6 protein-coding genes are annotated in these 13,558 nt (G+C 51.1%); 2 read left to right on the top strand and 4 right to left on the bottom strand.

Annotated elements, in window-relative coordinates; genetic code table 11:
- Positions 1 to 191 precede the first annotated feature (191 nt).
- The 4 genes from CRP01_RS43485 to CRP01_RS25965 all read right to left on the bottom strand — a co-directional run bounded on the left by CRP01_RS43485 (position 192) and on the right by CRP01_RS25965 (position 8,802).
- Positions 192 to 4,958: a thrombospondin type 3 repeat-containing protein gene (locus tag CRP01_RS43485; protein ID WP_170110543.1), complete on the bottom strand. Its 4,767-nt coding sequence runs from the start codon at positions 4,956 to 4,958 to the stop codon at positions 192 to 194.
- Between the two features lie 197 nt (positions 4,959 to 5,155).
- Entirely contained in the window at positions 5,156 to 5,995 is an 840-nt protein-coding gene (locus CRP01_RS25975) for an SDR family oxidoreductase (RefSeq protein ID WP_099153031.1), read from the bottom strand.
- Positions 5,996 to 6,127: 132 nt separating this feature from the next.
- Positions 6,128 to 6,868, bottom strand: a complete 741-nt coding sequence (locus CRP01_RS25970; protein WP_099153030.1) for a LytR/AlgR family response regulator transcription factor — start codon at positions 6,866 to 6,868, stop codon at positions 6,128 to 6,130.
- Positions 6,865 to 8,802: a sensor histidine kinase gene (locus CRP01_RS25965; RefSeq protein ID WP_099153029.1), complete on the bottom strand. Its 1,938-nt coding sequence runs from the start codon at positions 8,800 to 8,802 to the stop codon at positions 6,865 to 6,867. The genes CRP01_RS25970 and CRP01_RS25965 overlap by 4 nt, the downstream gene beginning before the upstream one ends.
- Positions 8,803 to 9,562: 760 nt before the next feature.
- On the opposite strand from CRP01_RS25965, the gene CRP01_RS25960 reads away from it, so the two are divergent.
- Both CRP01_RS25960 and CRP01_RS25955 read left to right on the top strand, forming a co-directional pair.
- The gene (locus tag CRP01_RS25960; protein WP_099153028.1) at positions 9,563 to 10,987 is read left to right on the top strand and encodes an MBL fold metallo-hydrolase; all 1,425 of its coding nucleotides are present in this window, start codon (positions 9,563 to 9,565) and stop codon (positions 10,985 to 10,987) included.
- Between the two features lie 452 nt (positions 10,988 to 11,439).
- Positions 11,440 to 13,497: a glycoside hydrolase family 3 protein gene (locus CRP01_RS25955; protein WP_099153027.1), complete on the top strand. Its 2,058-nt coding sequence runs from the start codon at positions 11,440 to 11,442 to the stop codon at positions 13,495 to 13,497.
- Positions 13,498 to 13,558: the final 61 nt, after the last annotated feature.

The raw sequence follows: 13,558 nt of genomic DNA, 5'->3' as shown, positions 1-13,558 counted from the left end.
TAATAAAATGTTTACCCCGAAAATAGGCAAATGTGCCTAGATTCGGGGTATTTTATTTGCCTTTTCCTAAGCTAATTTATTGAAAGTTAATCACCTAGAATTTACAGGGATGGCCTACTTAAGCAACCGCTGAAAAGCAGAGATAAAAAAAGGGAGGACCCCAAAAGCCCTCCCCAAAAACGGATTAAATACTAATCCCTAATAATGATTAATTTTTTACTGCCCATCCTTCGGCCATGTTGCAAGAGTACATAGTACATCCCCGGCGTCAGGTCTGTGACCCGTAAAGTAAATTGCTGATTAGCCATCGCAGCAGCCTCCAGTTGTTGCACGTACAGGCGGCGGCCGGTAACATCAAACAACTCAACACTAAGCGGATCTGCAGTGGTGGCTTTCAGACCGATATTCAGCAGCTCCCGGGCCGGATTCGGGAAAATTGTAAAATCGAGTTCCGAAAGTTGTTGCCGGTCTTTTACCGGATTGACCAGATCCTCGCAGGCGTCGTCCAGGCCGTTGTTGTTGATATCCAGAAATTGGTTCACGTTGGGTACGGTGGGGCAGGAGTCAAATACATTGGGAACGCCGTCACCGTCCATATCTTCGTCGCAGGAATCCCCGATGCCGTCCTGATCGATATCGGACTGGTCCGGATTGGCCGTGGTGGGGCAATTATCTTCGCTATTGGCAATACCGTCGCCATCACCGTCGCCGTCCGTTTCCGCGGCATCACCAATGCCGTCGCCGTCGGTGTCGGTTTGATCCGGATTGGGCGCGTAGGGTGCGTTGTCCTCGGCATTGGGTACGCCGTCGCCATCCAGATCGTCATCACACTGGTCGCCGATACCGTCGTTGTCCTGATCGGCTTGCAGAGGGTTGGCCGACAGCAGGCAATTGTCGGATTCATCCGGCACGCCGTCGCCGTCCAGATCGGTAGCCGCTTCGCCGGTATTTTCACCAACTACGAACTGCCAGACGATTGCCTCCTCGATCGCATTGCCGCTGAGGTCCGTGACGTTCATCAGTTTCACTTCGAAAGTCTGGCCCGCCTCATGGAGTATGGCGGCATCGGGAAGGATCAGGATCTTATTACCGGAGCAACCGACTTGGGCATTGACCAAAGTGCTATCCGACAGGCGCATGAGCTGCACGTTGGTCGCCTTCACGGTCAGACAATTCAGAGGTTCGTTGAAAGTCGCCGAGATCTGCCGATCGGCGGTATAGGTATCTCCCAAAGGCTCGGGATTTCCAAAAAGAATGGGGGCCGTACGATCGATCGTCCCTTCCACTACATTGGAATACCAGACGCCCTGACCGCAATCCACTTTCATTCTCAACTGATAGCCGCCATCCAACAGTAGCGAATTGTTCCAGTTGACCGTCGTTCCGAAAGAGGAGTCGGACAGATCATCGGGTTGAAGGCTAAGTGCATTTACCCAGTTACTGGTCCCGGCCGGAGCGTACTGCAGACTCACAAAATCGAGCTTATCCTTTTCGTAATCTTTAAAGGTTATGGACTGGGTTCCGCCCTGCGCCTGGTTGCTCAGCCAGCCATTACCGGGAGCCGTTAGCGTGATCGGACTGCAGGGAGAATCAAAATAGGCCGATACCCGGATCGTTTTCTGGATACTGGCATCGCATTCGGATACGACCGTAAATTCCAGATCCTCGTAGGCATACGCCAGCGGGCCCCGCTCGACCGTCACGGTAGCGGATGCCACCTGAAACGGGCCGATATCGTACAAAGCACCATCCTGCTGGATCTCACTTCCGCCGAGGCGGATCCGGGCGCCGTCGGGATTACTGGCCTGATTGAATAACAAACGGTAGGTCCGTTCTTCTTCGCTCTGACTGATATTCGCCAGTTCCAGATTGAACACCGCCTGACCGTCGGCCGGCACGCTCGTCCGCACCAGCGGCAGGCCCCGGAGTTGAATATCATCCCGCGGCTGGGTGCCCGGTTCGAAGGGGCAACTGGACCGGCCGCTGACCAGATCAAACACCGGCGTATTATACACCGGATCGGTTTTGATATCGACCGCGAAAAAGTCGCCCGGATCATCGTCGGTCAGTACGTAGCCCACCGTCGTTTCCTGCAGTTGCGTTTGGGTCTTCGACTGGCCAATCTCCATCCGGTAGGTCGCCTGGGTACCCACCGTTGCACCGATACCCGCAATTTTAAGTCCCAGTTCCGCAGCAACATCCGTGCCGATAACATCATTGAATATCAGCGTCATGGTTTCACTACTGGAGCTGGTGGTTTCCGAGCGAAATTCCACACCGCCGCTGAAGGAACGGTTTTCGCGGAATACAGCCTGGCCCTTCAACATTTCATTTTGTTGGAGTACCTGTTCCCATACTTTGAGCTGGCTGTCGTAGCGGGCGGATTCTTCCGGATCGATATCCGCGCTGATATCCCTAAATCGCCGCAGATCGGGTAAAATTACATTTCGAATATGATCTTCGGTATAGACATACTGTGTAGCGAAGCCCTGATTATCCACCACCAGGCTTACATCCGTTTTCACCTCACACCCATCCAGAATGACCTGATCGGCCATGGCGTAGATCAAATTGATGGCTCCTCCGATGAAAACATCGCCTTCGCTCCCGGTGATCTTTTCACTATCACTGGTAGCGAAGTTTTGGGTCGTCGTCAGGCTCATGATCTTTTCTTCAGAATTGGCTTCCGTAAAACCAACTGAAAAGCCGGCCTCAAAATTGGCTACGATTTCCGCCGAGGTGAAGTAGAAAAAGGCGCCACTCAGAAATTCGAAGCCAAGGTCTACCTTACCGAAAGTCCGGCTGGTACCTTCTTCCAGCGCCGAAATACTGAAGCTGTTCTGAAAGGTAGTACCCTCGGATAAGTAGCTGTAACTGCCGTCTCCGGGAGGGTCGCGCAGAATGAGCAGAGGCACCTCGGGAGATACGGAAGTAAAAGTAGATTCCCGGGGCCGCGAGCCGGTGATGATCGCTTTTTGCGAACCACTGACCGTGCGTTCGCCCACAGTAACTGTATAGTCAAACGAACGGGTAAAATCTCCGGTGATGTTGGGGATGCCCGGCACCAGCGGGTACTGGACTACGCCCTGACTGATCGGAAGCGTCAGGGGTTCCGGATTATCAACGGCCAACTGATCCCGGATGGTTACCGAACCGGTATCGACGAGACAGGTCCGCCCGTTTTCCCAGACCCGGATCAGGAGGTTGTATTGCCGCCCCTGTTCAAGCACGGGAAAAGGAATATCCGGGCAGTCGCCGGCGGGCCATCCGCTCAATTCTACTTCCGGTACGGCGCGGTAGATGAAATCCAGGCGTTGCAGGGTATCGGTCAGGTCAACTTCCTGCGCATCGAAAAAGGCCGCTACCTCTTCGCCGTTGTATCCGTTATCGGGGAAAGCTTCAAATGCCAGTACCGTTGCGGTATATTTCCGGGCCGGCAATTCTACTTCGTACCGACCTGTACCCGGATCGGTCATGATCGTCTTTTCGAAACATTCATCGTCACCGGATTCGCTGGTAAAACGCAAGGTGGCCGTTCCGGCGTGAAAATCACAGCTGCCGCCGATAAACCCGGAAATGGTTTCCCGCTGAATATCCAGGAAATTGAGATTATTTACATTTTCCGTAATGGTCACCTCCCGAACGGGCGGATCGAAGCTGTGCTTTCCGTATTTGGGAATGATCCTATAAACGCCCGGATCATCCACACTGATGCTGTAATGCCCGTTGGCATCCGTAGTGATCCTTTTAGATGGTTGCTCCAGCATCACTTCCACGCCCTCCAGACCGCAGCTCGCATTACCTTCCGATTGCATGATCCGACCACTGATCGAATAGGTTGACTGGTCGATAAAGAACAGATTATTGATGTCATCGGTCGTATTGGAGAGCAGGCGGGTATCGGAAGCCGGTTCAAAAACGTGGTCGCCCTTACTGGCTGTAATCGTGTAGGTAGCCTTAGCCTGATTGCCGAATCCGAAGAAAATATCCGGTATCTGGAAATTCCCGTTTTCATTAGTAACGTCACAATAATTGAAGGTACGGCCCAGGCCGGCAAAATGGGCAGTCGCACAAACCTGAACACCGCTCACTCCGGCAGCGCCTCCTTTACTTTTGACGGTACCGCTCAAACTCCCAAACCGGCTTTCAAACACCGTAATCGTTTCACTGTTGATATACTGCGTACCCAGGCTGTTGGTATAAACCGTCTGAACAATATATTTCAGTTCCCGGTCGGCATCAGCATACACCACTATTGAATTATCTCCACCGTAGAAACCGTTATTCACAATAGTACCGTCCGACAGGATCAATCGGTGGTACCAGCTATCCAACTCACAACTTTGCGGGTTGGTCCAGGTCAGTTGCACATACCCCTGATCTGCGTCAATAAGAGAAGAGCTCAGGTTGCGAACCGGCTGCGCGGCTATCGTCTGGACCTGGATTTTCTGGATCTGCTCGCCCGATGTATAGATATTGCCGTCATTCCGGTTGTACCTCGTTACAATCGTCAGCTCACCTCTTTCTCCCGGAGCCAGAGGGATCCATTCCGTATAGCGCCCCCCGGTCGTATTGGCCGACCCACCCGTATGTTGGTAAGCCGTTTGATTCTCTGCTTTTTTTACGCCCTTGTAACTGATCTCATACGAAGCCTTCGTGGTTGAGGAATAATTTGCGTCGGGCAGACCAATCACGAAGGAAACCGTTACCCCGCATGCCGATGGTTCGGACTTAAAGTCGTAAACGCCCAGGGTTCCCGGCTGTCCCGACAGATTTAAGGAAACCAGTGTCAATACTAGAGGTAACGAAAAGACTTTTGCTATCCATAGGAAATCGAAAGCCCGGAAATACAAAGTGATGTCTTCCCAATACCCGGTGATCTTCGCTTTGGATAAATACGTTAGGCTCATCCAAACCATTACCGGCAGCAAGCACCACAGTAGCATCGTGTAAATCATTTTATTAGGTTTTAGTGACATAATCCACCGGCAATCAGCGGGAAATGAGCACTAAAAGAAACTGATCCAGGACGAAGACGGGTTCTGACTGTCCGAAACGATCATCTGCTTGTCCGGCAGAGATCGGCAAATGACCGGATATTCCGGATCACCTGTTTACATACATAAGGATGGAAAAAGCCGGCAATTTCGGCTGACTAGACGTTTGCTGTTTTTTCTTTAATGAGTTCTTCGGTGAAGTTTCGGAGTTGCTGACGGAGTTGTTCGTCTTTGACGTAGTCGATATACGCCATTTCTTCTCTCTCATTGAAATACTTACCACTCACGCCTTCCAGTTCATCGCTGGTAGCTACCCACACGGGAGCGATGGCACCGTAATCCGGTTTCTTCCAGAACGGTTTGATCAGCTTGATGATCCGGCTGAGTATCGTTTTGGAATCTCCCAGGCCCGTATTGATGACTCCCGGATGAACGGAATTGATCGTAAGGCCCGTACCTTCCAGTTCTTCGGCCAGGTCCAGGGCAAATAACACATTGCACAGCTTGGAGCTGGCGTAGCTCTTTATCGGATGGAAATCATCACCCTTCGGCGTTTTTTCCAACTGTAATTTTCCCTTGGTATAGAGCGCCGAGTTCACGTTGACGATTCTCGTCCCCTCATTTTCTTTCAGGACCGGTACCAGTTCCCGGCATAAGATGTAAGGCGCAATATAATTGATCATGAAATTCAATTCCAGACCATCTTTGTTGAGTTGTTTTTCGGTCATCAATACCCCGGCATTACTGATGAAGCAGTTGATATCCTGGTGCTGGTCTTTGATGCGATCCGCCAGGGTAAAACAGCTTTGAATATCGGATAGGTCACCTTCCACCATATTGATAGCGGATTTTCCGGTTTTCTCCTTCAGTTCCGAGATGGCAGCTCTCCCTTTCTGAGGATCTCTGACTGTTATAATGACCTCGCAGTTTTGGTTCAACAGTTTTTCGGCCGCCGCCTTGCCGATGCCTCTGTTTCCACCGGTAATCAATACTTTCATCGTTTTTGCTTTTAAATGTAAGGCTTGATATGAATTGATTTAAAATCCCTTTTTTCCGGCAACCGTCTTCCCCCTCACCCAATCCCCCCTCTCCTTGTCACCTTAGTCTCCCTGTCACCTCATTCCCTTGTCTCAAATCATCTGAATCCGCCGCTGCAATTCCTCCTTGGAGTTCTTACTAAGCGGAATAGCTTTCCTGCCAATCACCAGATGATGCTCCGAAACCTCATCGACCTGGGCGATATTCACCATGAATGACCGGTGCACCCGCAGAAAGTAAGCCGCCGGTAGTTTTTCCTCCATCGTCTTCAGTGGTGTAGCCAACAGGTATTCTTTTTCCTTGGTGAAAATGCGACAATAGTTGCGTTCAGCTTCAACGTAGAGAATCGATTCAATAAAAATTTTCACCATGCGCTCCCGGTGCCGTACAAAGATGCGATCGCTCAGGATGAAAGGCGCATCCGGGTCGCCTTCCGGTTCCGGCATTTCCTCCGGAGAAGCGATCCGGCTGATGGTCAGCTCTATCGCCCGCAGAATATCCTGTTTTTTGAACGGTTTGGAAATAAAAGCAAAAGGCCGGGTCGACTTGGCACGTTCAAAATGAGCCTGATCGCTGTTGGCCGTCAGGTAGATGATGGGAATATCGTACTGTTCCTGCATGAGGGAAGCCATTTCGATACCGTCCATCTCGCCCTTCAACTGAATATCCAGTAAGATAATATCCGGAGGAGTGCTCTCGATGAAGGGCAATACCTCCTCGGCTCCCGGAATAATGCCGATCACCTCGTACCCGGCATTGGTCAGGTGCAGGGAGATCGTCGCGCCGATGATCATCTCGTCCTCTACGATCAGTATCTGAACTGGTTTACTCATGTTGAACTGGTTTTAGGCTTCCGGAAACGGATGCTAACGGTAGTCCCATTTTCCCCTTCTTCCCGGAGTTCCCCCTTTAACTGGCGGGTCAGCAGGGTCACAAGCTGTGATCCAAATCCGGATCGCCCCTTTCCGTTAACCGCTTTACCGACCCCGTCATCGGCAACCCGGAGCTCCAGAATGTCTTCCGCCACATACTGCAAACTGACCGCAATGGTTCCCGCCCGACCGTCGGGGAAAGCATATTTCAACGCATTGGTGAGGAGTTCATTCGTGATCAATCCGACGGGAATGGCCGCGTCGATGTTCAGTTCGATCTCCTCCATCGAATATTGCAGTTCGATCCGGTCTTGATCGCCAAAAGCATCCAAGATTACTTCGCTCAAACTGCGAAAATAGTCTTTCATCTCTATAGCCGTCAGCTTATCCCGCTGGTACAGTTTCTGATGAATGATGCCCATGGACATTACCCGGTTCTGGCTTTCCCGCATGGCCAAATGCATACCGGAATCTTCCAGATATGCCGACTGCAATTCCAGCAGACCGGAAACCACCGTCAGATTATTTTTCACACGGTGGTGGATCTCCTTGAGCAGCAATTCATTTCTTTCATTTTGGATCTGCAAATTGGCATTCAGGTCTTGTAGTTGCCTGCCCTGTCGCCGTTTTTGCAGAAAATTTCGGTACACACCCACCAGGATTACGAGTAGTAGCGCCCCCACCGTAAAGGCGAGGTATTGAATGCGTTTTTGCTGACTCAAAGCTACCGCCTGCTGAGCTATCTGTTCATCCTTTTCTTCCGTCTGGTAGCGGATCAGTAATTCCGATTGGAGACTATTGATCTGCTTCCGCAGTTCTGCCAATTCCAGCTCCTGATAAAGATCCAGGTACCGGTGGGCGTTTTCGGGTTCTCCGATAGCTTCATAGCAATTGATCAATCCCAGGTAGGCCAGGATTAGTTCTTTTTTCTGGTCGTATACCTGCGCCAGTTCGGCACTTTTAAGGTAATGCTGAATCGCCGGGCGGTACTCTCCTCTGGCCTGATAAATATCTCCCAGTGGTAGTACGTATTCAACGGCAACTTCTTCTTCCATCTGCGCCAGCGCTTGGTCCGCCGCGTAACGTTGGTCCCGCAGTGCGGCTTCCAGTTTTCCGGTCTTCAGGAGCGCCTTCCCCCGGGCGCGATAGGCATTCAGCTGGGGTAAAATATCAATATCACCAATACCGGCTTTATACAGTTCGATACTCCGGGTACTCATTTCAATTACCCGGTCGTAATTCTCGGCTAGCAAATAAGCTTCGGATGCCGCCGAAAGGCCGTAAGCCAGGAAGTAATCATCCCCGGACGCCTCAATGGCCGCCAGTCCCTTATCGGCATAAGTGACACTAGCCGAGGTATCCTTCAGTGCCCGGTACACCTCACTCATCTGGAGATAGCTAACGGCCATCCAATCCAGATCTCCGATCCGGTCAAAGGCCTTGATCGCTTCCAGGGCGTATTGTTCGGCCAGTTTCATGGAATCCAGTCGCTGCGCGTCGGTAGTCAGAAAAGTATAGAACTGAGCTACGTGGAAGGAATCTCCCAACAATCGGTATTGTTCCAGTGCTTGGTAATCGTAGTACAGAGAAGAGTCGGTTCCGGGAAAGAAGTTGTAGTGAAAATTGTGCCATTCGGCCAAATGCCCGTAGGCATAGGCCAACAGGTCGGGATCTCCGTTTTGTCTGGCCAGCACCAGCCCCTCGTGGCACTTCCGGTAGATATCCATAGGGGCGTCGAAATTTTCAATCCGGGGTTCAATCCAGCGCAGAAATGAATCCACCGCCAGACTATCGTGCGGGTTGACCTGCGCCGGGGCAATATTTTGCAGCATACTAAAAAGTAGTATTCCCCATAGTAGCTTTTGCTTTCCCTGATTGCCCATCAGGCGGTCCATTTCAAAAAAATTGATCCATTCAAAGATAACATTTATATGTAAGAGTGTATTTGGGAATTATTAATCGGGCTGCAAACGGTAATTATCGGCTACCACATACGCAGCAAGATCGAGATTTATCCAGGAAGACCAATACGTTGAATCCTGTCCGTAGCACCCTAGCGCTGTTTAGTCGCTTAGCTCGACTTTAGGATTTTCAATGAAAGGATTCAGTGCCCGTGCCAAGCGGTAATCTAATTTTAGAACGCATTATAGTAAACCGGATGCCTTAAAATCACTATTTGAATTCGACGTCTCACTTGATGGAGGAATCCCATTTAATCTCCGGGGCTAAGCCATTATCCATGGCAGCGGCGTAGCTGCGTAGGTATTTGTAGATCAATAACGGGTTTTACATCGAAGGGCGTAGCCCTGGCCATGTATTAATCTGGAATTTTCGTTTTTCTATTCTATTTACTGGACCCAACATAAAATGCTAAAGTCGAGCTTAGAGATTAGCATGTGATCTTTTTACGCTAAAAATCAATTGCGATCGTTCGGTTCTTCGTTGACCACTTCGCCCGATTTGAGTCATTGAAATTGTGATTGCTATTGGATTTGCCATTCTTAACATACCCAATCTGAGCACTGCTTAGCCCTACCAGCAACATCCCAAAAGCAACAATTCCACCCTCTGTGACCTACCTCACTGTACGGGCATGCCAGATCCCTCATATTTGCACTATCAAATTATTATTGGCATCACAAAATAGATCTAAGCATGTTTTTTCAACACGTATATGATAAGACCCTGGCCCAGGCCAGTTATGTTATTGGCTGTCAAAAAGCCGGAGTCGCCATCGTGATCGACCCGAAGCGCGATGTAGATACCTACCTCCAGATCGCTCAAGAGAATAAGCTGAAAATCACGCACGTTGCAGAGACCCATATCCACGCCGACTTTCTGTCCGGCGCCCGGGAACTGCAGGCGCTGACCGGCGCTGAACTCTACCTCTCCGACGAAGGCGGACCGGGTTGGCAGTACGAATTCCCCCACGTGGGCCTGAAGGACGGCAGCGTTTTCAAATTGGGTAACCTGAAGTTTGAAGTCATCCATACCCCCGGCCATACGCCGGAAAGCATTAGCTTTCTGCTGACCGATACCCCCGCCAGTCAGGAACCAGTAATGTTTTTCACCGGAGACTTTGTCTTCGTTGGAGATATCGGCCGGCCGGACCTGCTGGAAGAAGCCGCCGGTTTTAAAGGCACCAAAGAAGCCGGTGCGAAAGATATGTACAAATCCATCGAACGCCTGCGTCAATTGCCGGATCACATTCAGGTTTGGCCGGGCCACGGCGCCGGTTCCGCCTGTGGTAAAGCCCTGGGTGCCGTACCGAGCTCAACGGTCGGTTACGAAAAGATCCGCAACTGGGCGCTGCAGTACGAGAACGATGAGCAAGGCTTTATCGACTACCTGCTGGAAGATCAGCCCGAGCCGCCCAAGTACTTCGCAATGATGAAGAAACTGAATAAGGTGGATCGGCCGCTGCTGACGGAAGTACCGAAGCCGAAGGAACTGAGCAAAGAGGAATTCCAGGCGGCCATGGATCAGGGCGTCAAGGTGATCGATACCCGGAAGAAGGGCGACTTCGCTGCGGGTTATATTCCCGGCACACTAAATATTCAGAACAACAATTCCTTCCCCACCTGGATGGGCTGGCTGGTTGCTTACGACGAGCCGTTCATTCTGATCGCAGAACCTGAAGAACTGGACAAACTGGTGCGGATGCTGATGCGCATCGGCCTCGACAATGTACAGGGTTACGTACCGAACGTAGCGGTTTGGCAGGAACTGGGGAACGAACTGGAAACCGAAACGATCATCTCGCAGGAGGAGGTGAAGGAACTGCAGCAGGAGGCGGATGTCCAGATCGTCGACCTGCGTGGTGCCGCCGAATACAAAGCCGGCCATCTGGAAGGCGCCGATCACGTTTTTGTCGGTACGCTGGAAGCCAACCTCGATAAGATCAACAAAGAAGGTAAAGTGGTGATCCACTGTCAATCCGGCGATCGGGCGGCCATCGGCTATTCGGTCCTGGCTAAAAACGGCTTCGATAATGTAGTCAATTATCTAGGTGGTTACTCCGATTGGGTTGCCGGCGGCAATCCGGTAACGTATGAACAGGAGCCGGCATTGGCTAACTGATCCTTTTTCCGCTAAGAGCGGGAAATAGAATGCATATTAGAAAATAAGGTAAGTACATGATCCGCTCCGCTTCTTCTGAGGCGGGGCGGTTATTGTTTATATAAGCTCATGCGGAATAGCTCATAGCAATTTCCGGTCAGGCCGCTCATCAGTCCCGGTCGTTTACCGGTAAGTTCGTGTCGTTTAGAGAATAATATTTCCTGTTTGTAAGGTAGAGTAACATTTTATTCCATCTATGGAGTGACAAAACACAATGATAGGTCACCAGGAAACACGAAATACACCCGCTTCAACGCGCCGGCCGGAATGAGTTATTCACCGGCCTGGGGTGTCAATCCCAAATTAGGAATTATTGCAGTCATGCGTGCAAGGCCAGATCTTGGAAAAGATCGGCCTTGCAAATTGCCTGTATCTATCGTACTTCCAACATACTTCAGTTTAAAAAGTGAGATATGAAACAGCTTTTCCTCTTTTTGCTAATTGCGATCCTGACCGCAACGATCTTCCCGGCTCGGGGGCAGGGCAGTTACTCTTTCCAACCGGATCTTGGCGCCAGGACGGTCCCTCTGCTGCACGAGGGGCAGCTAACCTTTAAAGACCTGAACAAAAATCAGAAACTGGACCTTTACGAAGACTGGCGGCAGTCCGTAGACCGGCGGATCGAGAACCTGGTCGGTCAGATGACCTTACAGGAAAAAGTGGGTATGATGCTGATCAATACGCTGAATGCCGAAAGTTACGGCCGGGTTTCGGATCGGGCCGTCGAATTCATCGAAGATGAAAAAATGACCCGCTTCATTTTCAGGAATACCGTCACCAATGATCCCGTGCGATCCAATTCGGGTAACCCCTGGGCGGGTACCCAGGTCACGCCTTTTGAGGCGGCACAGTTTATGAACGCCGTGCAGGAGCTGGCCGAAAATACACGGCTGGGCATTCCGCTGATGTTCAAATCCAACGCCCGCAACCACATGGATTACGATGCGAGAGCCGGCATCAATGTCGCTTCGGGAGCTTTTTCAGCCTGGCCAAAAGAAAATGGTTTGGCTGCAACCCGCGATATGGACCTGATCGCAGATTTCGCCAAAATCATGGCCCGCGAATGGAAAGCGATCGGCCTCCGGGGTATGTACGGCTATATGGCCGATCTTTCTACCGAACCGCGCTGGTACCGCATCCACGAGACTTTCACGGAAGACAGCGATCTGGCTTCCGATATCATCACTACCCTCGTTACCAATTTACAGGGTACTGCACTCAATTCGAATAGCATCGCTCTGACCATCAAACATTTTCCCGGAGGCGGTCCTCAGGAAAATGGAGGTGATCCGCACTACGATTTTGGTAAAAATCAGGTCTACCCTTCCAATAACTTTGATTACCACGTCGCCCCGTTCCGGGCTGCTATTGACGCGGGCGCTTCTTCCATCATGGCCTATTACGGTATTCCGGTCGGCCAGCCTTATCTGCCAAATACGGTAGGTATGGCCTTTTCCAAGGGCATACTGACGGAGCTCCTGCGGCAGAAGCTGGGTTTCAAAGGCTACATCAACTCCGATACCGGTATCATCGGCGACCGCGCCTGGGGCCTGGAAGACAAAAGTGTGGAAGAGCAGATCCTGATCGCCATCGACGCGGGTACGGATATCCTTTCCGGTTTTAATGACAACCAACAGCTACTGGACCTCGTTAAAGCCGGAAAACTTTCGGAAGAGCGGGTGGATCAATCAGTCAGTCGGTTGCTAAGAGAACAATTCGAACTCGGGCTGTTTGAAAATCCTTTCGTGGATCCAAACCGGGCTGCTTATGTGGTAGGGAATGCCTCCTTTCAGAGAAAAGCTGATCTGGCCCAAAGAAAATCCATCGTACTGTTGCAGAATAAAATGAATTTGCCCGTAGCATTGCCCAAAGAAAAAGAGACCCTGAAACTGTTTACGGTCGGTATGAACACCGAATTGTTTTCCGATCGTGCCTGGACCGGAGTAGAAGCTACTTCCGGAGATTATAGCGCAGGTGAAGAAGAAGCCGCTATGCCCGCCATTCCCAAGGACACAGACTACGCCATCGTGCGGGTAAACGTGACGACGGATCGCAGTGGCGGACGTAGATTCGGAGGAGTAGCGCCGGAAGAACTCGATCTGCTTTCCTTTTCGGAAATGGCCAAATCAAAATCCTGGATCATCACGCCTTCCCTGGAAGATATTCAGACCATCATGGAGACCGTCGGCGCCGAAAATACGATCCTTTCCATTGACTTCCGTCAACCTTATGTATTGGATGAAGCGAGTGGACTGCTCAATGCGGGAGCCATCCTGGCTACCTTCGGCGTTAGCGACGCAGCCGTCATGGATATCCTGACCGGTAAGTTCAAACCCACAGGAAAACTTCCCTTTGCCCTCGCGAATAAACCGGAAGCCATCACCCGGCAGGATTCGGATGCCCCGGGCTATCCCGCGGAAGATACCCTGTTCCCCTTCGGATTCGGATTGACGTTTGAGGATCAAAACTAAGCGTCATAGCGAAAAGGTTGGCCCGATCGGATCGGCCACCCTTTTCGCTATGCTGAATCCC

Origin of the sequence: Flavilitoribacter nigricans DSM 23189 = NBRC 102662, assembly GCF_002646595.1 — a bacterium.
GTDB lineage: Bacteria > Bacteroidota > Bacteroidia > Chitinophagales > Saprospiraceae > Flavilitoribacter > Flavilitoribacter nigricans.
This window is presented reverse-complemented; position numbering and strand designations above follow the sequence as displayed.

Bases quoted from the DNA above. Each gene is read 5' to 3' on its own strand.
- CRP01_RS43485 (WP_170110543.1), bottom strand. From the start codon at position 4,958: ATGATTTACACGATGCTACTGTGGTGCTTGCTGCCGGTAATGGTTTGG.
- CRP01_RS25975 (WP_099153031.1), bottom strand. From the start codon at position 5,995: ATGAAAGTATTGATTACCGGTGGAAACAGAGGCATCGGCAAGGCGGCG.
- CRP01_RS25970 (WP_099153030.1), bottom strand. From the start codon at position 6,868: ATGAGTAAACCAGTTCAGATACTGATCGTAGAGGACGAGATGATCATC.
- CRP01_RS25965 (WP_099153029.1), bottom strand. From the start codon at position 8,802: ATGGACCGCCTGATGGGCAATCAGGGAAAGCAAAAGCTACTATGGGGA.
- CRP01_RS25960 (WP_099153028.1), top strand. From the start codon at position 9,563: ATGTTTTTTCAACACGTATATGATAAGACCCTGGCCCAGGCCAGTTAT.
- CRP01_RS25955 (WP_099153027.1), top strand. From the start codon at position 11,440: ATGAAACAGCTTTTCCTCTTTTTGCTAATTGCGATCCTGACCGCAACG.